We start from the raw sequence: 25019 nt of genomic DNA, 5'->3' as shown, positions 1-25019 counted from the left end.
TCCCGGTGCCCGAACTGGGCGAATCGCGTCCGGAGGCGTACGCCAAGAACAGGCCGCTCAAAAGGTGACGGTCACGACGATAGTGTCTGCGTAGATGCCGGGCACCACCGTGGTCTGGTTGGCCGGAATGCGCCCGTAGACGGTGTGCGAAGCGTTGCCGGTGACGGGGCTCGTGCTCCCCGAGATGCTGCTCGCGCCCCAGACCGTGTCATGCGCAGCATCGGTGTACAGGTTGTAGTTCAGCCCGTTGGCCCCCGAGGTCATCTTGCGCTGGGCGATCGTTCCCGCACCCGGCCCCAGGCCGATGGTGTAGCTGACCGCGGTCGGCAGCAACCCGGCGATCAGGCGCGCTTGTATCGCGATCGTCGATGTGCTGTCGGTCACCAGCGCGCTCAGTGGCGCGTAGTTGCCGAAGGCAAGGTCGCCTGCAATGATGGTCACGCACAGAACTAGATTGCAGTTCTGCCCGGTCCCGGCCTGCGCCGTGCCGGCCGCCGCCAGCACGGATGCCGCCAGCGCCATGTTGCGGATGCCGTGCTTCAGCGCGACGAAGGGGACGTGGCGATCGGTTCGCATGGGTAGGGTCCAAGGCCGGAGAGGATGCTCTTCGGGAGCACGGGGCCCAACGTGAAGCGGCATTGTCCGCCACGCCAGCGCGCTTCGAACTGTTCGCCAGCCTGCGGCCGCTCGATGGACACCGCCCCCCCGTAGCCGGAAATGAGCGATGCCGCGCGGGTGCTGCTCCAGATGTCGATGCCAGGCGGCAACGGCTGCCCGTCGGGCAGGCGGACGGTCGCGAGCACCTGGGTGTCGTGGGAAACATCGAAGGCCGCGATCGCAACGCCCTTGTAGCGCGGCACTATCTGGAGCGTGTCGCTGCGTACCTGTGCCTCGATGGGAAGGTCGGTGCTGTCGATGCCGATGCGGTTCGCTTCATAGGCGCGCAAGCCGGTCACGATGGCCCGTCCCTCTGCATCGGTGGTGGTCCAGGGCTGGTTCTCGCGGTAGACCTTGATGCCCGGCGCGCCCGGCACGGTGACCAGCGCGAAGGCGTCGTCGGACTGGCGGGTTGCGAACGCAAGCCCTTGCGTATAGCCCACTGCGCCGCTGGCGCGCAGCCGCAGACCCGTTTCGCCGCCGAGGCTTGCGGCTTCGTTCGTGACGATGCCGTAGCGGCCGAGCCAGTCGACGCTCGCTTCCGTCCGCCGGAGTTCGCCGCGCGACACCAGCAGCCGATAGCCGTAGCCGGCATCGCTGGGCGGCGACTGGTTGACTTCGGCGGTGGTCGTGTTGCGTCCTTCGCCACGCTGCGTCGAGACCGAGAGGTTGCGGCGTTCGCCCAGCGGCACGATCAGCGTCATGCCGACGGTCGTGGCCGGGCGCGTGGCATTCTGGCTGGTGCGCGCTGCGTAGGTGCTCAGAAATGCATCGCCGGCGACGGCGAACGACCAGCTGGCCGTCAACACGCCGACGCGCTCGCCCGAGTTGTAGCGCAGCAGCGTATGGCTCGCACCGAGCGTTCCGAACTTTCCCAGCGAGCGTCCCGCAAAGACCTGGCTTTGGCCGCTGACGTGCACCTTGCTGTCCTGCCAGCCGATCTGCGTGAAGTCCCGGCTCGCCACCTGGCGGCTGGCGGAGAAGTTCCAGTCGTTGCTCGTGCGCGTGAAAGAGGCGCGCGCCAGCGTGCCGTGCCTGCCATCCGACGAGCGGCTGGCCGCGCCGTGCAGGCCGAATTCGCCGATCGGGGCCCACACCCACTGCAGGCCGCCACCGGCGGTCTGGCCGCGCGCATCGGCCTCGCCGTGCAATTCGGCGGTGGCCGTGTCATCCAGCCCCTTGCGCCAGTTGCCGGATACGAATGGGCGTCCGTAGTCGAAGCTGCGTTCTCCATAGCGCAGGCGATTCCAGCCGAGCGCGATCGAGTAGTCCGAGAGGCCCGGGCGCAGCAGGCTCGAGCTCACGTAGTACGGCGTCGTGACCGTGCGGCGCACGCCGAGCGCATCGGTCACGGCAAAACGCATCTCGCCTGCGCCCGTCAGCACCGGCACATCGCTGATCGCAAACGGGCCGGCATTCACCTTGTCCTGGTAGCGCAGCGTGTCGTTGACGTACACCTCCACGGCCGAAGGAACGGCCGAGCCGCCGCGGAGTGTCGGCGTCGGATAGCTGATGTAGCCCGGCTGCAGGCTGAACCGGGTGCCGAACTGCACGCCGCCGAAGCGAAACGGCGTGGACCATGCGGCGCCTTGCGTGATCGAGTCGCCCACGGTCAGCCGGGTCAGGCGCTCGGGGTCGTCGTACCGGTAGTAGGTGTCGAGCCGGGTCGCTCCATGGCTGCCGCCGAGCGAAGACTGGCCGGCCACGAAGTTGCTGGCCATGACCCCCCATGCGCCCGAGACCGCTGCATCAAAGTACCCCGAGGCGCGGGTGCCCTTGCGGTCGTGCTGCAACGCGACGTCATAGTTGAGGAATGCACCCAAGGCGGCCTCGGACAGGGGCACGCGCGGCGTGGTGCGTGCCCCTGTCGCGCCGGCAATGAAGGCCTCGGGCGGCACTTGCAGGTTCGCGGTCTGGGTGCCCTCGTCCAGCATCACCCTGACGCCCGAGACACTGCGCAAGTCGTAATAGTCGATGCCATCGATCCGTGCGGCGGGCGCAGCCGGTATGACCAGGTGCCAGGCCTCGAGGTCCGCGCGCCCGAACAGCAATTGCGCGCCACGCCGGCGGATGGGGCGCATCGCCTCCTGCGGCTGGCCGTTGATGCGCACGTCCAGGATCACGGGTTGTGCATCTTCCGCGGGATTCGGGGCAACGGTCTGCGCAGTGGCGGCCTGAACAGCGAAGCAACTGCAGAACACGCAGAGGCCGAGTGTGGCCGATGGGCGAACAGGAAGGCTCAGCCTGCCCCGAGCGGGGTGACAAGACACACGCAGCAGTTGCAACCCGGAGGTCTCGTCACTGGCGGGACGGGGTGTCGGCACGGGGAATGTGCACGATGGCCATCGGCAACTCAGTGGGCGCATCGCTGGTGGCATCGATCCGGAGGGGGCTACCCGGTGCCAGCGGCGGCAGGTCCAACGCGATGTCGGCCGATTGGCCAGGCAGCACGTAGCGGGACATGCTCTTTCGCAGCAACTCGCTGTCACCTTCGCGCCGCACCAGGATCTGCGTCAGCTGCAAATGATCCGTGCCGCGGTTGTCGATGGTCAGGACATGGCCATGACCTCCGGGTGTGGCCGAGGAAGGGGACGCACGCTGCAGGCGCCATTGCGCGTCCTGGCGCGATGCGCCTGCGGACGGTACGAAGATCGGCACGGCAAGACGCAGCAGCGTCTGCAATTGCGCGCCGCCCTTTCCGTCCCGCGGGAGCGCCTGGTCACGCGGCAGCTGCTGGAAGAAGATGCGGTAGCTGCGCTCGGTGTCGGCCGCCGGAACCTGCAGGCCGAGCCGCACGATCTGCTGCGCGCCGGGGGACAGGCGAAAGATCGAGGGGTTGACCAGCACCTCGCGCGTGGGCTGATAGATGTCCTGCCCGTTCTCCTGCGACCAGGCCATCACCTCCGCCTGGACCGCGACTTCGGCCTCTTCTTCGCCGCTGCCCAGCGTGAGGGACGCAACGGGACGCGATGGTGTCAGCACCACGCGCACCGGTGCGACATAGAGGCTCGCTGCCTGGACTGCACCGGACGCTGCTCCCAGGGCCGCCAGCGCCCAGGCCAGCAAAGCCGCTATGCGCGGGAGCAGTGGAGCCATTCGGCGCGATGTCGTCGACCTCAATAGGTCAACGTGAGCGTGATGGTGTCGGCATAGTCCACCTGAGGGGAGGCGGTGTATTGGCCGATGGGGATCGCACCGTAGATGGTGTACGGCTGCGGCAGGCCGGTGGCTGTGTAGCCCGTGCCGGTCGTGCTGTTGTCCCAGTTGGTGGTCATCGCGCTTTCCTTGAAAAGAGCGTACGACAGCGTTTCGTTGCCCGCGGGAGCTGACGGGCTCGTCATCTTGCGCGTGGTCACCGTCGCACCCGAGCTGGCGCCGGGATTCAGGCCCACCGAGTACGTCGTGCCGAAAGTGCAGGTGACATTGAACGCCGTGGTGCCGGTGGCCACAGTACCGGTCGACGGGGCGTAGCTGCCAAAGGCCAGCGTGGCGGGCGTCGAGACAAGGCAGGCCTTCAGCACTGTGGCCGTCACCTGGAATGTGGCGGTCGCCGCGGCGGCTTGCGCGGGCTGCAGGGGCAGTACAGCCAACAAGGCGAGCGTCGCGGACCCCAGCGTGCGGAGGGGAAGCGAGGGTTTCTGTTTCATCGAAGTTTCCTTCATTGAACGTGCTCGGTCAGAACGCCGCCGTTGCACCCAGTCTGAGGGATAAAGCCATGTCGTGCCGCCATGGCCGAGAATAAATAGGCAATTGGTTTTCATTGACGCAGCGCAAATCGATGGCGCAGTCGTCGTGCTGGGGAAAGCAGAGCTTCCGATTTCCCCTGTTGCCCTCTCACTCGTCCTACTCAAGAGAGTGAAGTGGCAGGCTGATGGTGAAGACGCAGCCTGAGCCTGGAACGTCCCGGACCGTCAATGTTCCGTTGTCCGCTTCAATGCTTTGGCGAGCGATCGAGAGCCCGAGCCCCAGACCGGCCCTGATGTCATTGTTGGGCCTGAAAGGGATGAACATCTTTGCGGCTCCGCCTGGCGGCAGGCCTCCGCAATGGTCTTCGACATCGATGAGGACCTGTTCGCCCGAGGCGTAAGCGCTCAGGGTCACCATGGAGTTCTCCTGGGTGTACTTGAAGGCGTTCTGCAGCAGGTTGGCCAGCGCCGCATGCAGCAGATCCCGATTCGCCAGGATTGCCAGCGAGGGGTCGACGGCTCGCACCTCGAACACGGCGCCTTTGCGCGCCACATCGAGCCGGGCGACAAGGTCGACGTCCGCAATGAAGGATGCCACCGAGAAGAGCTGGCGTTGATCTGCCCCTTCGCCCCTCACTTCGGCCGTAGCCCTGCTGATCAACAGTCCCAGCGTGGAAAGGCTTCGCTTCAGGACCGCGCCTGTGGCGCCGCTGATGGCCATGTTGCCCAGTTCGAGCGCCCGCACCGCAAGGGTGGCCGTTCCGAGCGAGTTGCGCAGTTCATGAACCAAAAATCCCAGCCGTTGCTTTTCGCCTGCGAGCTGCTGCACCGACATCTGTGCGTCGCGTTGAGCGCTGAATTCGGTGACGGCGTCCGCGATGGCGTTGTCCAGGCAGCGGTTCAGCGTGCGGAACTCGACCACGGCAAAGGGCGCGTCCCGCTCGAAGGCGAGGTCCGTGATCGCCTGGCAGAGATCGCCGTAGTCATGAACGACCTGATCCACGGTATAGCCGAGATTGAGCAGTTCCTTGCCGTGCGCGGTGGCGCTCACGCCGATTTCCGACAGGGCGAGCGCATCGCCCCCCGAGGGGCCCGAGATGGCGATGCTCAAATCCAATTCGTCGTCGTCTTCCGCGGCGAGCGTTCTCGTGAGCTGGTCCAGGAACATGGGCACGCCATGGGCCAGTTGCTTGTCGGTCGCCGCCCGAAGGGGGCGTTGTGCAACTTTCGCCTTGCACCTCGCAATCAGTTCGTCCCGATTGTGGAAAAGGAAGCGGTGCATGAAGACCTCCTTGGTCAGGGCACGAAGCAGCGGGGCACGCCAGCAGCTCGTGCTTCGAAGGCTCGAAGGCCACTATATGCCTCCTGGGTCCGCGACGTCGAGAAAACTTCATGGGGCCGGTGCCTTGTCTTTGTAGGTGCGCGGTCGTCACCAAGCATCCCACCTTCCTACAAGGAGGCTGCCAGCAACATGCGCCAATTGCCTGCATGGAGCGGTCAATTCCCCGGTTGAAGTTGATTCAGGAGCTGTCCGCCGAGGAGCGGCGCTGGCAGCCCGATCCCGCAGATTGGCTCAAGGAACAAGACAACTTGGCAGGCGGCAAGACCCACGCGAGCGTCCAGCACGCCCATCGCATCAATCTCGATGAAGCCTGCGAGATCAGAGACTGGACCCACGCACTCGGCGTGAGCGAGCAGGAGCTGCGAAATGCGGTCGCTGTCGTGGGCGATCGGGCGGACAGGGTGCGCGAATTCCTCACCCGACGGTATTGAGAGGTGCCGCCGGGTGTGGGCTGGCTTCTGTTTCGACCGGCAGCTCGAGCGTGAATGCCGCGCCGGTGCCCGGCCCGTCGCTGTGGGCCGTGAGGGTCCCGCCCATTTCATGCGCCGCAATCACGGCGCTGTGCAGGCCGAATCCATGGCCGGTCTTTTTTGTCGTGAACCCGTGCACGAACACCTGGGGCAGGACCTGCGTCGCAATGCCCACGCCGTTGTCCTCGACGCAGATGCGCAGCCGCTGGCCGGGCGTCAGCTCCACGCGCAACATGAGCCTGGGTTCGCGGTCGGTCACGCCGTCCATGGCCTGCTCGGCGTTGCTGATCAGGTTCACCAGGATCTGCAGTAGCCGTCCCTGGTCCAGCAGCAACTCGGGCACAGGCGCAATCTCCTTTTCCACCACCATCCGGCGCCGCGCCAGCGCCACTGCGTTGATGCGCAAGGCATCGTCCACCAGCTCCCGGATCTGCACTTTTTCCAGGAGCCTGGACGCTCCGGCGTAGGCCTGCTGCGCGGCGATGATCTCCTTGATGTGTTCCACGTTCTTGCCCAGTGCCGCCAGCTCCCTGATGGCGGCCTCCTGCTCCGCCACCAGCGCGGAAGCCAGCTGGCGCAAATAGCCGGGTAGCACCTTGCCCTTGGGGTCCGAAGCGAGGAACGCACCCAGGTCGCCCGCGTGCTCCTCCATCAGCTGGACGGCCCGCGCAAGCCCCGCCACCTTGGAGGCGCGAACGCGCGAAAGAATGAGCGCCGCAGACACGTTCACGCTGTTGAGCACATTGCCGACGTTGTGCAGCACATTGGTGGCGATCCTGGCCATGCCGGCCAGGTGCGAGGCCTCGACCAGCTGCTTGTGCACCTCGGCGATCTGGCGCTCGGCCTCCTTCAGGTCGGAGATGTTCTTGGTGATGCCGAAGGTTCCGACAATCTGGCCCGCACGGTTTCGCAGAGGCATCTTTGTGGTCAAGGCCCAGGTGTCGGGCCGCCCGTCGATCCAGGTTTCTCTTTCGACCTTGCCTATCATCGGCAAACCCGTGCGGATGATTTCCTGCTCGTCCTCGAACGCCGGGCGAGCGTGCGCTTCGGAAAAGACGTCGAAGTCCGACTTTCCCACCAGCCCTTCGGGCGTGGACATTCCGAACTCCAGGGCCTGGGCCGTGCTGGTCTTGATGAAACGGGACTGCGCGTCCTTGAAGTAGATGTGGTCCGGAGAGTTGTCCAGCAGCGCGCGAAGCAGCTCACGCTCGTTGGCCAGCATGGCGTCTTCTTGATTGCGCTCGGGCACCTCGAGCAAGAGCCCCTGGCTGCCGATGACCGTTCCGTCAGGCCCCAGCACCGGCGACTCGATCAGCTGGCAGGAAGCCGCCTCCTCGGAGGCGATCTCCGCGGGCGTGCGGCCCAGAATCCGTTCTGCAGGCATGCCCTTGAGTTGACAGAACCGGGCATTGACGAAGGTGAAGCGCCCCTCGGTGTCCTTGCGAAAGATACCGGCGGGCAGCTGCTCGACGATCGGTGCCGCGTCCTCCAGGAGGGTTGCGCTTGCGGGGGAGGCGGGTGGGCTTTGCATGGCGATGCACCTCTCAGGCAGGGGCAGCTCCCGCAGGATGCGGAGTCCGGTCGCAATACTCGATCAGGAGTTCGGTAAGGACCCGTATCTTCCGTGCGGGATGCTGGCCCGGCGGCCGCACGACATACGCCCCGGCCGGGGGTGGTGGATGGCGTGTCATGACCGGCACCAGTGCCCCGGAGGCCACGTGTTCATGGGTGAGCCAATCGGGCAGGTAGGCGATTCCGAGTCCTGCGACAGCGGCGGCGACCAGGGCCGTGCCGTTGTCGGCCTTGAAGCGCCCCTGCGGGCGAACCGTGATGATCTTGCCGCCGTCCGTGAGCTGCCAGGCTTCGGTTCCCTGCATGAGGGCCTGATGGGCAAGGAGCTCCTCCGGTGTCTCGGGCGACCCATGCGCCTTGACATAGTCCGGACTCGCGACGAGCTTCCCGTGGACCGCGCCGATGCGTCTTGCGATCAGGTTGGAGTCCTGTAGATAACCAACCCGTATCGCGCAGTCGTAACCCTCCGCGATGAGATCGACGAAGCGGTCGCTGTAGCAGGTCTGGATGTGAAGCCGAGGGTGCCGTCGCGCCATTTCCGCAAGCATGGGCGCGAAGTGAGTCGGGCCCAAGGAGAACGGCGCAGCAACGCGCAAGCGGCCGCGAAGGTCGCCGGCGGGCAGGATCGCTTCCCTGGCCACGTCGATCTCGGCGCAGACCCTGGCTGCATGGTCCCGGAACGTGGCCCCGGCTTCAGTGAGAGCAGCCCCGCGGGTGGATCGCGCAAGCAGCTGGACACCCAGTTCGGCTTCCAACCGGAAGAGACGGCGGCTGACGATCGACTTGGACACGCCGAGCCGCAGCGCCGCCGACGAAATCCCCCCGGCGTCGGCAACTTCCACGAATGTCTGCAGCTCTTCGATGTCCAACTTGGTGTTCCTCGTTCCGCGACACAGCTCGCCGCGAAATGGTACTACCGCATCAAAAGTCGGAACAACAGAATCCTGCTTCGGGACAACGTCCCGCTCTCAACAGCAACAAAGGATTTATCAATGACTTTTCGCAACGGCCTTGCTTCGCTTCTTCGTCCCGAAGACTCGGTACTCGTTCTCATCGACCACCAGCCCTATCAGCTCGCGAACCTGAACAGCCACGATCCGCAAGCTGTGGTCAACAACACGACCGCGCTGGCGAAGCTGGCAAAAGCCTTCAATGTTCCGACCATCCTCACCAGCGTGATCGCGGCACGCGGTGGACTTCTCTTCAGACAGATCACCGACGTATTTCCGGACCAGGAAGTCATCGATCGCACCTGGGTGAACACCTGGCAGGACGAGAATGTGGTGAAGGTCGTCAAGGCGACCGGCCGCAAGCAGCTGATCATTGCCGGCCTGTGGACCGAGGTTTGCGTCGCCATGCCTGTCATCCAGGCCGCCGGCGAAGGCTGGGACGTGACCGTGATCACCGACGCGTCGGGCGGGATTTCGAAGGAGTCCCACGAAGTTGCCATCCAGCGAATGATCGCTGCCGGCGCGAACGTGATGACCGTGATGGCGCTCGCTGGCGAATGGCAACGCGATTGGGCGCGCACCGAGCATGTCGAGGAGCTGACCGAGATTCTCATCCAGCACTTCAGCGGCAGCGGCATCGCCTACCTTTGGGAGCAGCAGCTGCTCAACACGCCTGTGCCTGGCAAGGCAGGATGATCTGAGCGGCTGTCCAGGGGGCCGCTCATCCCCGCTTTATGCCGCATTTGCCTTCAACGGGGTGCAGCTCTGCAGGTTGTTCACCGGTGGATCGAGCGTCGAATTCGAGCATCGCCGCCGACGGGACATCACCCGTTCCCGAGGCCAAGGGCGTGTAGTCGATAAATACCTTATCGCCTTCGGCTCAGGTCGTGGCGGGCAGGCCTTGCTGCTCGATCGGTGCCCGCCGCGTGGTCTGACGCATACGGGGGATGTGAGAAGTCGAAACGCGCGGCGCTCGGTCGAGCCAACCGCGCCAAAATCGCAGCTCGACTATCTTGGCGAGGGCACTGCTTTGAATATTCGAGACATCGTGCGAGCGGGTATCCCCACGCCCGGTTCAACCGTCCTTGAAATAGGAGCTCTGTGCAGCCCCTTTTTCCGTAAGTCAGAAGCGGACGTCGTCTATGTTGATCACGTCGATACCGAGGCGCTACGAGAAAAGTATCGGGTTGGGCACGGCATCGACGTGAATCAGATCGTGGAAGTGGATGCGGTTTGGGGCGCCAATACCTTGCTCGAATGCGCAGGGCGCCAGGTCGACTACGTAATTGCTTCGCACGTCGTGGAGCACGTTCCCGATCTCATTACCTGGCTGAAGGAACTTCGGGCGGTGCTCAAGCCTGGAGGCCAGATCCGCCTTGTCGTCCCGGACAAAAGGTTTACCTTTGACTACGTGCGCCGGGAAACCGCATTGCAGGATCTGATCGATGCATATGCGCGCCGTGCCAGAAGACCGCTGCCGGCCAACATCTTCGATCACGTGACGTATGCGCGGCATGTGGATGTCAACGAGGCATGGAACGGGCCGCTCGATCCATCACAGCTCGAACACTGTCATTCGTTCGAGGCAGCCATGAGCATGGTGCAGGACGCGTTGACCACGGAGAACTATCACGACGTTCACTGTTGGGTGTTCACGCCGCAAAGCTGTGCGGCCTTGATGATCGAGGCGGCCCGGTATGGGCTGCTGGATTTCGAGTGCGCCGGGTTTTGCGACACCCCGTGCAACTCGCTTGAGTTCTCGGTATTTCTACGCCCCTCGACCGACCCTGAAGCCATTGCCGACAGCTGGAAGCGGGTACAAGATGGCTTGACTCCGCCAATGCCTGACCTCAGCGAGCGCGTGGCAAAGCTGAAAGTCGAAGTCCAGGCGAAAACCTTGGGACTGGAAGCGGCAAACGCCCGGGTAGCGGAAGTTGAACGCGCCCTGAATGCCGCTCGCGACCAACTGAAGGCGCACCAAACGTCGAAATCGTGGCGTCTTACCGCGCCGCTGCGCGCGTTGCGACGAACGCTTCAATAAGCGCTCAGTAAATCACCGTCACCCTCGTCGAATTGCTCCCGTCGCCATCCGCAGCAGCAGCGGCAGCCGTCCGCGGCGCGGCGCGGGCCGCGATGGCGGCCATGGCGCCGGTGGCGCTGCGCCAGGTGGGGTCGAGGCTGTCGAGGCCGTCGGCGGTGGTGCCGGCGACCGTGAAGGTGGTCTCGCCGATCTTGTCGAACTGGTACTCGCGGCCCTTGATGAGCACCGACTTCATGTTGGTCCAGACGCGGTATTCGTGGCCGCCATTGACCGGCGTGACCTGGAGCACCTTGAAGGTCGGGAGGACGATCATCGTCACGTTGAACCGCGCCGTGGCGCCGTGCGGGCTGTGCGTCGGCTCCGCGGAGCCGAGCCGCAGCGGCAACAGCAGCATCATGCCGACGGCGGCCGCCGCGCGGGCCGCGCGCGGTGGAAGCGGCGGGCCGGCCGAACCCGCACGGGACAACATGTTTCCGGACATGGGACCTCCTCTCGTCGCAACCTCGGTGGAGGGCATCGCATCGATGCCCCAACCTGGGTTATCGGCAGAGTAGCCGGAAAATTAAGAGCCGTCGCGCAATTTATCGACGATGCCCGCTGGCCCCCGCCGCGGGCTCAGTAGGTCACGGTGACCGTCACGGTGTCCCGGTAGCTGTCCGGCCGCACGTTGAGGCTGCTGCCAAGGACCCGGCCATACACGGTCAGCGCCTGGGCCAAGCCGTTGCCGGTGCTCGCGACGGTGTTGGTGTCTATCACGTTGCCCCATGGCGCCGTGCGGGCCGCATTGCTGTAGAGCCGGTAGGGCACCGTGTCCGTGTTGCCCGGCACACCCCCCGTCGGCGTCATCGCCCCGGCGCCCGTCGTCGATCCGTTGGATGGCGACAGCGCGACCTTGTAGGCGGTCGCCGTCGTGCAGGTGACGTTGACCATGCTTGTCTGGTCGGCGTTGGCTGCGCCCGGCAGGCCGTCGATGCTGCCGAAGTTCAGCGGGTCGGCCGTGACCAGGCAGCTCTTGGGAATGGTTGCGCTGACCACGAAGGGAAAGTTGTCCGACGCCCCGGTGTTGCAGTTCGTCGGCATGGAGTTCGTGCTCGACGAGAGCGTGATCGAGGTGTGGATCCCGCCAAAGCTGTCCTGGTAGGAGCCTGGAGGGACCGTGCCCTGGAGCGCAAGCAGTTCGCCGCGCATGGTGGCGCTTCCCGGCACGCTCGACCGGCGGGCAATGGTGAGCGTCGCCACAAAGGGACTCGGCACCAACGCATTGCCGTTCGAACCCCAGATCGTGTTGCTGGTCCCCTGGTAGAGCTGGAACTTCAAGCTGTTTGCGCCGCTCTTCATCACGCGCGGATTGAAGTTCGTCAGGCCCTCGTCGCCGTCGCCAATGTTGAAGCAGGCCCTGACGAACACGGTGTTGTTGCCGCTGTTGGTGCAGGTGTAGTCCAGCGTGGCGGTGGTGGATGGGGGCGTGCTCCCGTCGACCAGTTCGACCGTGCCAAAGGCCACGTTCGACATGTTCGCGGTGCAGCTGACTTGCGCCTGCGCGCTGCCCACCGGCAGCCACCACAGCAACATGCAGAACAGCGGCAGGCGCAGCGCCCCCAAGGTGCGAGTCAAAAAGCTCATGGCGTCTTGGCCTCCCTGATGCAGCGCAGCGGCCCGATCTGCGGGATGCCGGCGCCATCCTTGCGATAGTCGAAGCTCGCGCGGCAGCGGCCACCGCCCGGCGTCTGCACCTCGAGCGTGTTGCGCGGCTGCAGCGACTCCAGGTACACCGCACCGTCAAAGCCTACCAGCGCCGGCTCGCCGGTGCCGCCGTTCACGCGCACCCGGCTGCCCAGCGGCAGCGGCTTGCCCGCCTCGTCCGCCAGCAGCAGCGCCGCCGCATTCACGGGCGTGATGCCAAAGCGCACCAGCGTGCCGGCGCGGTCGCTCGGCGTGGCCACCGTCTTCACGCGCTCGATCCGCACGTCGGCCGGCAGCTGCATCGGGTCGATCGACAGCTGGTTGTTCTGGTAGGCGCGCAGCGGCGCCACCAGCAGCATGCCGTGGCCGTCCGTGGTGCCGATGTCGCGGTTCTCCAGGCGCACCGGCACGCCGGCAATGCCGTCGGTGGAGACCACCGCAAAGGCATCGTCGATGCGCCGCGCCGCAAAGGGCTGGCCGCCCATGAATGCGATCGAGCCGGTGGCGCCCGCGTAGGCATAGCGGCTGTCGCCCAGCACGCTGATGCCCGCCATCGCGCGGCCGTAGCGGCCCAGGTAGTCGATCTCGGCCTGGCCGCCGTTCTGGCCGCCGCCCTGGCGCAGGCCCGCGCGCCAGCCGATGCCGCCTTCGCCCGGAATCGAGCTCTGCGCGTCGGCCGAGAAAGTGGTGCGGTCGCCGTCGCGCTGCACGCCGGTGCTGGCCGTGATCTTGCCGTCCAGCGCCCAGGTGAAGCCCACGTACAGGCTGCGTTCGCGCCGGTTGTCCAGGTTCTGGTTGAGGCTCACGTTCACCGAGGCGCCACGGCCAATCGCGCTGAACCAGTAGACGCTGGCCAGCCGCGTCGGCTGCTGCGCCGGATAGCGCAGATACAGGTAGCTGAGGCCAAAGCTGCCGAAGCTCCCCGTGGTGTAGCCGATCGATGCGCGGCCCGATCCGCGCGGCGGCGCACTGCCGTACAGCGACGCCACGTCGCGGTACTCGCCATGAGTGCGCGTGCCCTCGACCGCAAAGTTGAAGTGGTTGTCGCGCCAGCTGTAGCCCAGGTTGACCAGCGAACCTTGCTCCGAGCGGTAGCTGCTGCGCGCCACCGCGCCCGCCAGCACGCCGCTCTGGCCGAGCAGCCAGGCACCGCCCACGCCGGCCTTGACCAGTCCCTTGGTGGCTTCGCCATGCGCTTCCATCGTGAAGCTGTTGTTCACGCCATAGCGCCAGGTGCCGCTGGCCGCCGGATCGCTGCCATATTGGAACGAGCGCAGGCCGTAGTCCTTGCGCACCATGCCCAGGTCCACCGACCAGTCCGACAGGCCCGCCTCCAGCAGCCGCTGCGTGTCGTACAAAGAAAAATCGAGCGTCGTCGCGCGCCCGAAGGCATCGGTCAATACCACCTGCGCATTGCCTGCACCGTTGATGCTCGGCACCGTCTTCAGCTGGAACGGCCCGGCCGGCACCTGGCCCGTGTACTGCCGCAAGCCGTTGATGTACAGCTCCACCTGCGAAGGCAGCGCCGCCGCCCCCAGGAAGGCCGGCAGCGGCGTGGTCGTGCGATAGGGCTGCAGCGCAAAGTTGCGCGACAGCTGGATGCCGCCGATGCGCGTGGAGCGCGACCACGGCAGCGAGGCCGTGGTGGTGTCGCCCACGCGAAGCGTCAGCATGTCTTCGGGGAACGAGGTGCTCAGCGTGGTGTCCAGCCGCACCGAGTCGTGCGTCCAGCCCTCGCCCGGAAGGCGGGCCGAGCGCGACATCATCGTGTTGCTGAGCACCGTGCTTCCGGTGAACGCGCGCAGCTCGGTCAGCGCGTTCAGGCTCGACGTATTGCCGCGCCCCTGCGTGCCATACAGGTCGTAGTTGAGCAGCAGGCCGGGCGAAGCACTGGCCTTGGGTACGACCACCGCCGACGTGTCGACCACCGTGGTGGGCAGGCGCAGCACCTCGGCCGAGGCATTGATTTCAACGCTCTGCGTTGCGGCGTCGTACTTGATCTGCAACCCCGGAAGGCTCTTGAGCCGTACCGGATCCGACACGCCCGGCGGCAGCACGAAGCCCAGCTGCCGCAGCGTGGCGGCACTGGCCCACAGCTCCTGGCCGCGCAGGCCAAAGTGCACCAGCCCCTGCGGGTTGCCGTTGAGGCTCAGGTCCAGATAGAGGTCGCTGCCGGTGGGGCCGGCCAGCTCGCCCTCCGCGGGCGCGACCAAAGATGCGCTCGAGCCGGCTGCGGCATTCTCAGCCTGGGCGGCAAAAGACATCAGGCCGGAAAGAAGCAGCAGTGGCAGCAGGCGCTCAGCGGGCGCGTGGGAGCGGCGGGATTTTTTCCTGCGTCGCGTTGCCATTGATCTTCGTTTCCAGGATGCCGCCGAGGGCAAAAGCCTCCGCGGAAGTCTTCAGTGGCCAACGCATGCGAGCACCCGGCAAAACATAGCCCAGCAGGCCGGCATGCACCGGCGTGCGGCGGCCCACCGTATCGAGAAATTCCACATCGGCAAGCTGCGCATGCACGCCGCCGGTGTTGGCCACTTCGAGCACGGCCTGGCCTTCTTCGCGGCGCAGCGACCATGCAAGCTGCGGCTCGGACGACTGCGCGCCCGCCGCTGTAATGAAGATCGGCACCGAATAGCGCAGCACCAGCTGCAGGCCCTTCTTTTCCTTCATCTCCACCGGCAGCTCGTCGATCACGACCCGGTACGAACCTTCGACCGTGCCGGCCGGAACGCCCGTGCGAATCACGCGGATCAGCTGCCGGTCCGACGCGGCCAGCTGCACCATCGGCGGACTGACCAGCAGTTCGCGCGAGGGCGTCAGCTTTTCCGTGCCGTTCTCCTGCGCCCAGTGATAGACGCGCACCTGCGCGTGCACCACCGTATCGCCCGTGTTGCTGAGCCAAAGGCCTTCGGCGTTTTGCGTGGCCTGCAGCGTCAGCGTGACCGGAGACACCTGCAGCCCGCTGGCCGATGCAACCGCCTGCATCAGGGCAAGCGCGAGAACAGCGGTATGGCGAAGCAGGCGGCGCATGGGCAATCGATCGATCAATCGATCAGTAGTTGACCTGGACCGTCACCGTGTCCGAGTAGGCGCCAGGCGTCACGTTGGCGCTGGCCACCGTGGCGTACACGGGAATCGTCTGCGCCGCGCCGGTGCCGGTGCCGGCCACGCCGTTGCCCACTGCCGTGGAAGTGGCCGTGCTGCCCCAGACGGCGCCGGTGGCGCTCACCGAGCGGAGCTGGTAGGCCACCGTGTCCGAACCGGTCGCGGGGCTCATCACGCCGGCGCCGGTGGTGCTGTTGTTCGAAGGCAGCAGGCCGATGTTGTAAGGCGTGGTCTTGGAGCAGGTCACGCTGATGTTGCTGTTGCCGCTCAGGTTGGTGGCAGAGGAATCGACCGTACCGAAGTCGATCTTCGAGCCGGCGCCCGCCACAACCGAGCAGGCCTTGGCGACAGTGATCAGAACCTGGAACGTGGCCGTGGCCGGGCTCGTGGCTGCCAGGACAGCGCTGGTGGTGACTGCAAGGGTGGCTGCAACGATGAGGGAGAGTTTTTTCATGGTGAACGCCGACTGGTTAAAAAAATGTTGGAAGAGGGGGTTGAGAAACGCGGAACCTGCCGTGGCAAAGTAACAAAATAGTTCTCAGAATGGAATTATTGATACTTTAGTTTCAAAAAGTCAACTGACGCGCTCCAAGTCGTCGCGCGGTGGTGACACGCTTTGAGGTTTCCCGGGGGGTACCCAATCTGCCGACGCAGGCGCTACCCCGCCGCTTGGCAAATGGATGTTTTGGCTCGAAGGCGCCTCGGTACAGGGGCAAGAGCTCCGGTACGTGCCGCATTCCTTCTGGCTGTCAAACCCGCCCAGAAGGCGGGGTGTGCAGAAGCAATCGGCACAGGCAGGGCCGGCAATCGTTTTCGAGTGCCGACGCCTGGTCCGCTGGGACCAATGTCACTTCTGACTTACAAAATGTATCCCGAAGTACCTGTTGTCACAGACGGGTGCTCACATTTTAAAAGCAGTTTTGCCAACTCCGTCACGGATTTCCGTGGGGAAAAGGCCTGACAGCGGCTGAGCGTGCCGTCATGAGGGGCATCCCGCAATGATGCGAAGAAACAACAGTTACCCGCCCCACCCCGAGCAGGTCAAGGCTGCCGGCCTCAGTCGTCGGACCTTGAAACGTGGAGCAGGCACATGAACAGGACGCCCACGAAAGCGCCAGCTACGAAGATCCCGGTGCCGATTGCGAAGGTATACATGGGTAAAAACGACAAATGCCCTCCCGAAAAGCTCTTTTTGGAGCATTGGACATGTCGCACCTGACCGCCCGCTGAGTGCCGCTGTCAATCCCCTGGCGCGCTTAAAAAAGCGATTCGACCTCCCCAATACGAGTGATGACAAGTTCCCGGTTTCTTCGCTCTATCGTGCGCAACTTCGCTCAAGTAACAGTGTTGTTCCGACAAGGACATCCATCACATTTTTCGCAGAAGATGGGTTGCAAAAAGTAATATGCGTGAGATATCCCTGAAAAAGTGATCCGCATCACTTACTGAATACAAACGTTTAGCAACAAAAGATAAAATATACGTACAGGGAGGAGTATTCAGCAACAGCTAGTCCCTGTGGGGCCGGAGCCGGCCTTCACCGCAACAACCAGGGGACTGTTTTGAGACGAGAAGTGAACGCAACGGCATGGATTGCCGCTGCAATGTTGGGCGTAGCCGTGCTTCAAGGCTGCGCCGTGGCTCCGGGCATGGGTACCGTCGAGCCGTACCAGGTCGCCGAAGAGCTGCCCCCCAAATTCCAGTACCTGCCTGATGCGGCACCCGAAGACCGCATCACCCCCATCACGCCGGCCCTGGTGCGCACGCTGGCCAAGGCCGCGCCCAAGAACGTGCCGCCCGAGGTGCAGGCGCTGTTCGGCAAGCCGCAGCGCTACACCATCGGCCCTGGAGACGTGGTGGGCGTCATCGTGTATGACCACCCCGAGCTGCTGCCCAATGCCGGCGCCGTCATCTCCCAGCAGGCCGACCCGACAGGCGTGAGCGTGGCGCCGGGCTTCATCGTCGATTCATCCGGCGAAATCGCTTTTCCGTACGTTGGCCGCGTCAGGGTGGCGGGCCTCACCGAGGCCGAGGCCGGCGACCTGATCTCCAAGCTCATCGTCACCCAGGTGCGCGAGCCAGAAGTGACCGTGCGCATCCAGTCCTTCCGCAGCCGCCGCGTCTACGTCGAGGGCGAAGTACGCACGCCAGGCTCCCAGATCGTGACCGACGTGCCTATGACGCTCACCGAAGCGATCAACCGCGCCGGCGGCATTACCGCCAACGGCAACCGCGCAGCCGTCACCCTGGTGCGCGACGGCAAATCCATCGACATCGACCTCACGCGCCTGCGCGAAGCCGGCCGCGACGGCAACGACATTCCCCTGAGGAACAGCGACACCATCCGCATTGGCCACCGCGAAGACGCCAAGGTGTACGTGATGGGCGAAGTCTTGATTCCGTCTGCACTGACGGTACGCAGCAACGGCCGCCTCAACCTGAACGAAGCGCTGGGCGAAGCGGGTGGGCCGGTGCTCACCACCTCCAACCCCGGCCAGATCTACGTGATTCGCCAAGGTGCCACCGGCTTGCCCGCGATCTTCCACCTGGACGCCAGGAACCCGGCCGCCATGGTGCTGGCCCGGCAGTTCAGCCTGGAGCCGCAGGACGTGGTCTACATCGACCCGGTGCCGCTCGTGAAGTGGAACCGTGTCGTCAGCTTGATTCTTCCGTCTGCGCAAGTGGTGAACAGCGCCAGCGAGACGTACGTCAGGCACCGCTGATCGCTTTCCGGTTCCCGACCTTTGCAGCAAGCTGGGGCCCGAGAAATAGCGCTGGCGTTCTCATCATCAAGACTGGCTTCTGATTATGCAGCCGCGAAGGGCTTCACCGACTCCTGCTTCATCAGCGTATCCAAGTGGGGGAAATTTGTAGGATCGTCTGGTAAAAAAGAGCAAAGCTACATGGCTATCAATGTTATTGAACCAACGCCCTTCCGCAACTGATAGCAACTAATTCAAAGGGACCTATGAAAATTGCGATCGCAGGAACTGGCTATGTTGGCTTGTCCATTGCCGTATTGCTGGCTCAGCATCATGAGGTCGTTGCGCTCGATATTGTGCCGGCGAAGGTAGACCAAATCAACCGTCGCGTATCGCCTATCGATGACAGGGAAATTGAGAATTTTCTACGCAATAAGTCACTGAGACTTCGCGCTACGTTAGATCCAGAAGATGCATACCGAGACGCAGAGTTTGTGGTAATCGCAACTCCAACGGACTATGACGCCACTTCCCACTATTTTGATACGAGTAGCGTCGAGACAGTAGTCCGCAGCGTAAGGACCATAGCTCCAAGGGCGGCGATGGTAATCAAATCTACTGTGCCTGTGGGCTTTACCGATAACTTGCGTTCGTCGTTGCAACAAGAGCAACGCGACGACACCCTTCAGTTGTTCTTCTCTCCCGAGTTTTTGCGAGAAGGCCAGGCGCTCTTCGACAACCTGCACCCCAGTCGTATCGTGATAGGAGCGTGTTCCGAGCCCGCGCGGTTGTTCGCACAGTTACTGCAAGAGGGGGCGGAAAAAAAAGACATTCCCATCCTTTTTACAGATAGCACTGAAGCTGAGGCTATCAAGCTTTTTTCCAATACCTATTTGGCCATGCGTGTAGCCTATTTTAACGAATTAGACACATATGCCGCGACCCATAGGTTGGACACGCGTCAGATCATTGAGGGCGTGGGATTGGATCCACGAATTGGCAATCAATACAACAACCCCAGCTTTGGCTACGGGGGTTATTGTCTGCCGAAGGACACCAAGCAGCTACTGGCGAACTATCAAGATGTGCCGCAGACGCTGATTAGTGCCATAGTTGCCGCAAACACCACGCGGAAGGATTTTATTGCCGCAGACATCATACGTCGCGAGCCATCCATTGTGGGAATATATCGACTTGTTATGAAAGCCGGAAGCGATAATTGGCGTGTCAGCAGCGTTCAGGGGGTAATGAAACGCTTGAAAGCAAAAGGGCTAAGTGTGCTCGTCTACGAGCCTGCATTGTCGGAGGAGAGTTTTTTTGGCTCACCGGTGGTGCGCGATCTGGCTGAATTCAAACAGCGATGTGATGTGATTGTGGCTAATCGCTTGACACCCGATTTAGATGACGTAGCAAGCCAAGTTTATACGCGCGATATCTATGGGCGCGATTCTTGATCGCCTGAATTCCGACGACGAAGTAAAAGGTTGCGGCATTTTTCGATTTCAAACTAAGTGACAAACGAGATGCCGATCCGCTCTGTGCAGTCAATTAAGTTGACGTCGAAAAGCGAATTTAATTTTCTTTGAGAAAATTTGTAAACAGCAGTTATGAAGAAAAAAGAAAACAAAAAAATTCTCCACGTAGGGAGTGTTGATAAATTCATTCCGCCGTTCATTGATTTCATCAATGCCCGATTTGTTCCTGACGAACATCAGTTTTTGATGTCCTATGGCATGGCGACTAAAGAAATTAAACCTTCGAACAATGTCGCTTGGTTCGATCGCGGCTTATTTAACAGAGCTAAGTTTTGGCTTGCCTTCATGTTAAAGGTGAATTCGGCAAGAGGGATCATTTTTCATGGGCTTTTTGATGTGGGCATCATTTTTATGCTCGCCATTCAGCCTTGGCTGTGGAAAAAAAGCTATTGGGCGATTTGGGGCGGCGATCTCTATGCTCATAAAATTGCGCGTAAGACAATAATTTGGCATATCAGTGAGTTCTTTAAGAAAATAATCATTCCTCGTATGGGGCATTTCGTCACTCATGTTCAAGGCGACTACAAACTGGCGTGTCGATGGTATGGTGCCAAGGGTGAGTGGCACGAGTGTTTTTTATATCCTAGCAACTTGCATAAAGATTGTGCTCTGTCGCCTTCGCCTCATAAGGGCATCAATATTCTCTTGGGTAATTCGGCGACGCAGACAAATAATCATCTAGACGCTCTTGAGAGACTACGTCCTTTTTCGAATGAATTAGCTCAAATTTACTGTCCACTCTCGTATGGCGACTCTGCGTACGCCGATGCGGTTGTAAAAGCGGGGCGGGAGATTTTTGGTGAAAAATTCACGGGGCTGCGAAATTTCATGGCGCCCGATCAATACTTAGAGTTGTTGGCTAAAATTGATATTGCGATATTCAACCATGACCGCCAGCAAGGAATGGGAAATATTACGACGTTGCTGGGCTTGGGGAAAAAGGTTTATATGCGTAGCGATTTAACGTCATGGGGCGTTTTTTCTAAAATCGGTGTCAAGGTATATGACATTAGTGAGTTGAATATGACTCTTCCTGGTGAAAATTTGGCAAGATCAAATGAACAGAAAGTTGCTCGGTATTTCTCGGCCGATAATCTTTTCAAAAGCTGGAAAAGTGTGTTTGCTGCGAACTAATCGGAGTTTCTATGGCTTATCTTGATGAGAGTGAATTGAAAAAAGTCGGATTCAAGAAAATAGGAAAAGGCGTAAAAATCAGCCGAAATGCGAATATATATGATCCTGAGTTAATAGAACTGGGCGATTACTGTCGAATTGATGACTTTTGCGTGATTTCGGGTGCCATTTGTTTCGGCATGTTTATTCATGTCACGCCAATGTGTTTGTTGGCGGGCGGCACCATCGGTCTCACTATCGGCGATTTCTCTACCTTTGCATACGGCGTAAAGATATTTACGCAATCAGATGACTACTCTGGGGAAACAATGTGCAATTCCTTGATCCCAAAGAAGTACAAGAAAGAAATTTTCAGAAAGACCACGATAGGTAGGCAGGTGATTGTGGGGGCAGGAACAACGATCATGCCTGGAGCGAGCATTGGCGAGGGGTGCGCAATCGGTGCAATGAGTCTTGTGCTCAAACCAACAGACCCCTGGGGTGTGTATGCAGGGGTACCCATAAGGAAAATAAAAGATCGGAGTAAAAAGTTGCTCCGCCTAGAGACGGCTTTCAAAAGCGAAGTAAACGAATGATCCCTTTTAATCGGCCGCCTCGCACCGGCAATGAGGACCAATATGTCCTCGATGCGATGAGAAGCAATAAAATTTCTGGCGATGGTCAGTACGGTCAAAAATGCCAAGCATGGTTTGAGTCGCATCTTGATTGCCCGAAAACGCTGCTTACCCCCTCTTGCACTCAAGCTCTGGAGATGGCGGCGCTGCTGATTGACATTCAGCTTGGCGATGAGGTCATCATGCCGAGCTATACCTTCGTCAGCACCGCCAATGCCTTTGTATTGCGCGGTGCGAAAATCGTGTTCGTAGACATTCATCCAGACACTATGAACATGGACGCTTCATTAATCGAGGCAGCAATTACGCCTAGAACTAAAGCGATCGTCCCGGTGCACTACGCTGGAGTAGGTTGCGACATGAAGGCGATCAATTCGATTGCCCAACGTCATAATTTGTTCGTCATAGAAGACGCGGCACAAGGAATGATGGCCCGCTACGAGGACAGATACTTGGGCACTCTGGGACACATTGCCGCATTTAGCTTTCACGAAACGAAAAATGTCACTAGCGGTGGTGAGGGAGGGCTACTTATCCTTAACGATCCACGTTTCATCCCCCGAGCTGAGATCATTCGTGAAAAAGGCACAAATCGCAACTTGTTCTTTCGCGGAATGGTTGATAAATACACTTGGGTTGATGCAGGAAGTAGTTATCTGCCCTCCGAGCTGCAAGCGGCCTATTTGTGGGGTCAATTAGCGCAAGCGGAAGCTATAACGCGAGATCGTTTGATAACTTGGGACATTTATTACAAAGGCTTGGCTGAACTCGCCGCGCAAGGGTGCGTGACCTTGCCAAATATACCGCCCGAATGTCAGCACAACGCTCACATGTTTTATCTCAAATGCAAGAGTTTGGAAGAACGAGCAGCCTTGCTCGCCCATTTTAAGAAGCAAGATATCTTAGCGGTGTTCCACTACGTCCCTCTTCACTCAGCGCCCGCCGGCGAGCGATTTAGCCGATTTCATGGAGTAGATCGATATACGACGCAAGAGAGTGAGCGGCTGATTCGCTTGCCTTTATGGTATGGAATGGAGCGAAATATCTCAGGGATGGTGATAGAGCAAATTAAACGGTTCTACCTTGATCGACGATGAATCTGCGAAGCATTGTTGGATTTGCTTTCGGTCCGATTGCTTCTGCCGCCATAAGCATAGTGATTGTGCCAATAATAGCTTGGAGTTTCCCTCCGGCTGATATCGCACGTTTGAATATTTTTCAAATCTCTCTGTCCTTCGTATTGTTGTTATCCGTTCTCGGTCTTGATCAAGCGTATGTTCGAGAGTATAGCGAGACGAAAGAAAAGAGCCAGCTACTATTAAATTGTTTTGTACCCGGCCTTGCGATACTAATAATTTTTGGTGGGATATCGGTTTATTTTGCGTCAGAATTGTCCAACTGGCTCTACGCTGAAGCGCAGCCGGCACTATATTTCATTACGTTGGGTGCATTTGTTGTAAATTATCTCTCTCGTTTTCTTTCATTAACTTTGCGGATGGAAGAGAGGGGCTGGGCGTATTCCATTAGTCAGGTGTTGCCTAAGGTATTGCAGCTTGTCCTAGTTGTTTGTGTTGTTCCTCTCGTTCTTCAAAAGAAATTTCTCCACCTCTTGCTTATCGTTTTTGGTTCGTCACTCGCTGTTTTATTGATCTATTCTTGGAATACGCGTCGGCAATGCGCGGAGGCGTTGCGCGCTCGCTTGGATTTCCGGGAATTTAAAACCCTGATGGCATTTGGTATGCCGCTTATATTTTCCAGCGCAGCGTATTGGGCATTGACTGCAGCGACTATTATCATGTTGCGTTCACTCTCGTCGCTGGACGAAGTCGCAACGTATTCGATGGCCGCCAATTTTGCAGGCGCCGCGATTGTCTTTCAATCAATTTTTTCCGTGATATGGGCACCAATGATCTACAAATGGACGGCTCAAGGACGGGATATGAAAATAATCGAACAGATATCCCGACAGGCATTGGCAATCGCTAGTGCAATAATTGCAGTGTCCGGAAGCTTATCCTGGATTTGCGACTGGCTGCTGCCTGTGCATTATTCAGAGGTCAAATACATTTTGCTGTGCATGCTGATGCAGCCATTACTTTATACCTTATCAGAGGTGACCGGTGTTGGCATCGGTATAGCGCGTCGAACCATATTTTCTCTGTGGATAACATTGGTTGCACTAATCGTCAGCGTTGGTTTTAATTACGTTCTTATACCTTTGCTTGGCGCTTCGGGCGCTGCGATTGCCAATTCTTTAGCATTTTTTGTGTTTTTCTTAGGGCGAACGGAGGTGTCTGCGCGTATCTGGCGCGACTTTCCAAGAAAACGCCTCTATCTCTTCTTGGCAGGGTTGTGGGCGTTTTCGGTGGCAATGGTTAGCGGCGCGGCGTTTGCGCCAACACTAATTCACGGCACTTGTATTCTGTTGGCATTTTTTGTTGCTTATGAGTTCAAGGGACAGTTCTTGGAAATTATTGAACTTGTTAGATTGAGAAAAAAGCCCCAAACTACTTGATGGTTGTCTGAATGCCTCCTTATTTATTGAGTTTAAAGCTGTAGCAAGTAGGGATATGAGAATCTCTAGAACGTTCGCGGAGTCGGCCTGTGCATTTTTCCTTGCCATCGTTTATTTTTTTCTTTCGCTGCGCTTTTATGATTATTACACCGCTGGGGATCTCTTAATCTACCGGCGGTTTTATGACGAGCTTAATGGCGCGGCGATTTTAGGCGTGCCTTTTTTGCAATCAAATTATACAAATTCGTCTGAGCCGCTTTATGGTTTGCTAATGTGGATTGGGTCGAATTTGGGGGTTGATCATGATTTTTATCTTTCAATATTTAATGCAGCCTTAATTTTTGTACTTGTATTGTGGATGATGAGGGAGCGGGTGGGAGTGGCCGCGCAAATTTTAATATTAACGAATTTCTATTTATTTGTATTATTGACGGGCGCGGAAAGATTGAAATTTTCCTACCTCCTTATTTTGCTAAGCTTGGTGATGACTACTGTTGTTCTGCGCAGACTGACCGCAGTCGGCGCATTGTTTGCTCATTTTCAAACTTTGCTTTTGTATGCGGGGCGTTTTGCGCCGAATGTATTTTCATTTTGGTGGCGGCAATCTGTTATTAAAAAGATTGTTGGCCTTTTGTTTTTGTTTGTTTTTTCTTTTGGCTTTTGGGTATTGTTTTCCGATGCACTGCTAGGAAAATATCTCGCGTATGAGAAGGATGAGTTTAATTTCTTTGATATTCTGAATCTCCTGATGCTTGTCTTGCTCGTGCTGTACATAACAAAAGACAAGCTGAGGAATTTTATATCGCTGCTCGTTTTCGTCGCATTTGGCCTCGCCTTGGGGTCGGAGCGCGTGAATATGATTGCAGTAACGCTATGCATGTTCCTCATCATTAAAGATCATAGAACTAAGAATTTGGCCTTTTTGAGCCTGTTGGCATATTTGTCCTTTAAAAGTATCGGATTCTTTGCCGACGTAGTGAGCTATGGAACCGGTTTTGTCAATTGACGTTCCCTTT

23 protein-coding genes are annotated in these 25019 nt (G+C 59.8%); 10 read left to right on the top strand and 13 right to left on the bottom strand.

The features are described 5' to 3' along the window. Positions 1 to 57: 57 nt before the first annotated feature. From IB278_RS04450 to IB278_RS04430, 5 genes are all read right to left on the bottom strand, one after another. Positions 58 to 576, bottom strand: a complete 519-nt coding sequence (locus IB278_RS04450) for a spore coat U domain-containing protein (RefSeq protein WP_192322756.1) — start codon at positions 574 to 576, stop codon at positions 58 to 60. Continuing rightward, a complete protein-coding gene (locus IB278_RS04445; RefSeq protein WP_192322755.1) occupies positions 540 to 2780 on the bottom strand; it encodes a fimbria/pilus outer membrane usher protein in 2241 nt (746 codons plus the stop codon). The genes IB278_RS04450 and IB278_RS04445 overlap by 37 nt, the downstream gene beginning before the upstream one ends. Positions 2781 to 2955: 175 nt before the next feature. Then, positions 2956 to 3753: a molecular chaperone gene (locus tag IB278_RS04440; RefSeq protein WP_192322754.1), complete on the bottom strand. Its 798-nt coding sequence runs from the start codon at positions 3751 to 3753 to the stop codon at positions 2956 to 2958. 20 nt (positions 3754 to 3773) lie between these two features. Then, complete coding sequence (locus IB278_RS04435) at positions 3774 to 4304, bottom strand: spore coat U domain-containing protein (RefSeq protein WP_192322753.1); 531 nt, start codon at positions 4302 to 4304, stop codon at positions 3774 to 3776. Positions 4305 to 4500: 196 nt separating this feature from the next. Beyond that, on the bottom strand, positions 4501 to 5625 hold the full coding sequence (locus tag IB278_RS04430; RefSeq protein WP_192322752.1) for a sensor histidine kinase: 1125 nt from the start codon (positions 5623 to 5625) through the stop codon (positions 4501 to 4503). A gap of 206 nt (positions 5626 to 5831) precedes the next feature. Here IB278_RS04430 and IB278_RS34045 point away from each other — a divergent pair, with 206 nt between their 5' ends. Then, positions 5832 to 6116, top strand: a complete 285-nt coding sequence (locus IB278_RS34045) for a DUF3606 domain-containing protein (protein WP_145743048.1) — start codon at positions 5832 to 5834, stop codon at positions 6114 to 6116. Here the strand turns inward: IB278_RS34045 and IB278_RS04420 are convergent. Next, positions 6100 to 7686, bottom strand: a complete 1587-nt coding sequence (locus IB278_RS04420) for a PAS domain-containing sensor histidine kinase (RefSeq protein WP_192322751.1) — start codon at positions 7684 to 7686, stop codon at positions 6100 to 6102. The genes IB278_RS34045 and IB278_RS04420 overlap by 17 nt on opposite strands. Before the next feature lie 13 nt (positions 7687 to 7699). Beyond that, positions 7700 to 8596: a LysR family transcriptional regulator gene (locus tag IB278_RS04415; protein WP_145743052.1), complete on the bottom strand. Its 897-nt coding sequence runs from the start codon at positions 8594 to 8596 to the stop codon at positions 7700 to 7702. A 123-nt stretch (positions 8597 to 8719) separates the two neighbouring features. Here IB278_RS04415 and IB278_RS04410 point away from each other — a divergent pair, with 123 nt between their 5' ends. Both IB278_RS04410 and IB278_RS04405 read left to right on the top strand, forming a co-directional pair. Further along, a complete protein-coding gene (locus tag IB278_RS04410) occupies positions 8720 to 9373 on the top strand; it encodes a hydrolase (RefSeq protein WP_145743054.1) in 654 nt (217 codons plus the stop codon). Between the two features lie 76 nt (positions 9374 to 9449). Next, positions 9450 to 10718 (top strand): methyltransferase domain-containing protein, encoded by a 1269-nt coding sequence (locus IB278_RS04405; protein ID WP_186454165.1) that lies wholly within the window; start codon positions 9450 to 9452, stop codon positions 10716 to 10718. A gap of 4 nt (positions 10719 to 10722) precedes the next feature. Here IB278_RS04405 and IB278_RS04400 read toward each other — a convergent pair whose 3' ends face one another. The 6 genes from IB278_RS04400 to IB278_RS34285 form a co-directional block, all read right to left on the bottom strand. Continuing rightward, positions 10723 to 11199: a hypothetical protein gene (locus IB278_RS04400; RefSeq protein WP_145743058.1), complete on the bottom strand. Its 477-nt coding sequence runs from the start codon at positions 11197 to 11199 to the stop codon at positions 10723 to 10725. A 134-nt stretch (positions 11200 to 11333) separates the two neighbouring features. Beyond that, positions 11334 to 12341 (bottom strand): spore coat protein U domain-containing protein, encoded by a 1008-nt coding sequence (locus IB278_RS04395; RefSeq protein WP_192322750.1) that lies wholly within the window; start codon positions 12339 to 12341, stop codon positions 11334 to 11336. After that, positions 12338 to 14665: a fimbria/pilus outer membrane usher protein gene (locus IB278_RS04390; RefSeq protein ID WP_145743061.1), complete on the bottom strand. Its 2328-nt coding sequence runs from the start codon at positions 14663 to 14665 to the stop codon at positions 12338 to 12340. Before IB278_RS04390 ends, IB278_RS04395 begins: the two co-directional genes overlap by 4 nt. 34 nt (positions 14666 to 14699) lie before the next feature. Beyond that, the gene (locus IB278_RS04385) at positions 14700 to 15428 is read right to left on the bottom strand and encodes a molecular chaperone (RefSeq protein WP_192322749.1); all 729 of its coding nucleotides are present in this window, start codon (positions 15426 to 15428) and stop codon (positions 14700 to 14702) included. Between the two features lie 22 nt (positions 15429 to 15450). Then, on the bottom strand, positions 15451 to 15957 hold the full coding sequence (locus tag IB278_RS04380) for a spore coat U domain-containing protein (RefSeq protein ID WP_145743065.1): 507 nt from the start codon (positions 15955 to 15957) through the stop codon (positions 15451 to 15453). 602 nt (positions 15958 to 16559) lie between these two features. Next, complete coding sequence (locus IB278_RS34285; RefSeq protein ID WP_145743067.1) at positions 16560 to 16658, bottom strand: DUF3789 domain-containing protein; 99 nt, start codon at positions 16656 to 16658, stop codon at positions 16560 to 16562. Between the two features lie 449 nt (positions 16659 to 17107). Between IB278_RS34285 and IB278_RS04370 the strand changes: the two genes are divergently transcribed. The 7 genes from IB278_RS04370 (at position 17108) to IB278_RS04340 (ending at position 25009) form a co-directional block, all read left to right on the top strand. Further along, positions 17108 to 18226 (top strand): polysaccharide biosynthesis/export family protein, encoded by a 1119-nt coding sequence (locus IB278_RS04370; protein ID WP_192322748.1) that lies wholly within the window; start codon positions 17108 to 17110, stop codon positions 18224 to 18226. Between the two features lie 245 nt (positions 18227 to 18471). Further along, positions 18472 to 19659, top strand: coding sequence for a nucleotide sugar dehydrogenase (locus IB278_RS04365; RefSeq protein ID WP_192322747.1), 1188 nt, complete (start codon positions 18472 to 18474; stop codon positions 19657 to 19659). A gap of 153 nt (positions 19660 to 19812) precedes the next feature. Beyond that, complete coding sequence (locus IB278_RS04360; protein WP_192322746.1) at positions 19813 to 20874, top strand: TDP-N-acetylfucosamine:lipid II N-acetylfucosaminyltransferase; 1062 nt, start codon at positions 19813 to 19815, stop codon at positions 20872 to 20874. Between the two features lie 11 nt (positions 20875 to 20885). Next, positions 20886 to 21449, top strand: a complete 564-nt coding sequence (locus IB278_RS04355; protein WP_192322745.1) for an acyltransferase — start codon at positions 20886 to 20888, stop codon at positions 21447 to 21449. Beyond that, the gene (rffA, locus tag IB278_RS04350) at positions 21446 to 22585 is read left to right on the top strand and encodes a dTDP-4-amino-4,6-dideoxygalactose transaminase (RefSeq protein ID WP_192322744.1); all 1140 of its coding nucleotides are present in this window, start codon (positions 21446 to 21448) and stop codon (positions 22583 to 22585) included. Before IB278_RS04355 ends, rffA begins: the two co-directional genes overlap by 4 nt. Further along, on the top strand, positions 22582 to 24003 hold the full coding sequence (locus tag IB278_RS04345; protein WP_192322743.1) for an oligosaccharide flippase family protein: 1422 nt from the start codon (positions 22582 to 22584) through the stop codon (positions 24001 to 24003). The genes rffA and IB278_RS04345 overlap by 4 nt, the downstream gene beginning before the upstream one ends. Before the next feature lie 55 nt (positions 24004 to 24058). Continuing rightward, entirely contained in the window at positions 24059 to 25009 is a 951-nt protein-coding gene (locus IB278_RS04340) for a hypothetical protein (protein WP_192322742.1), read from the top strand. The last annotated feature ends 10 nt before the right edge of the window (positions 25010 to 25019 follow it).

Origin of the sequence: Variovorax sp. VRV01 (genome assembly GCF_014852545.1) — a bacterium.
Classification (GTDB): Bacteria; Pseudomonadota; Gammaproteobacteria; order Burkholderiales; family Burkholderiaceae_C; genus Variovorax; species Variovorax beijingensis_A.
The sequence above is the reverse complement of the archived record's forward strand: the minus strand, read 5'-3'. Positions and strand labels throughout refer to the sequence as shown.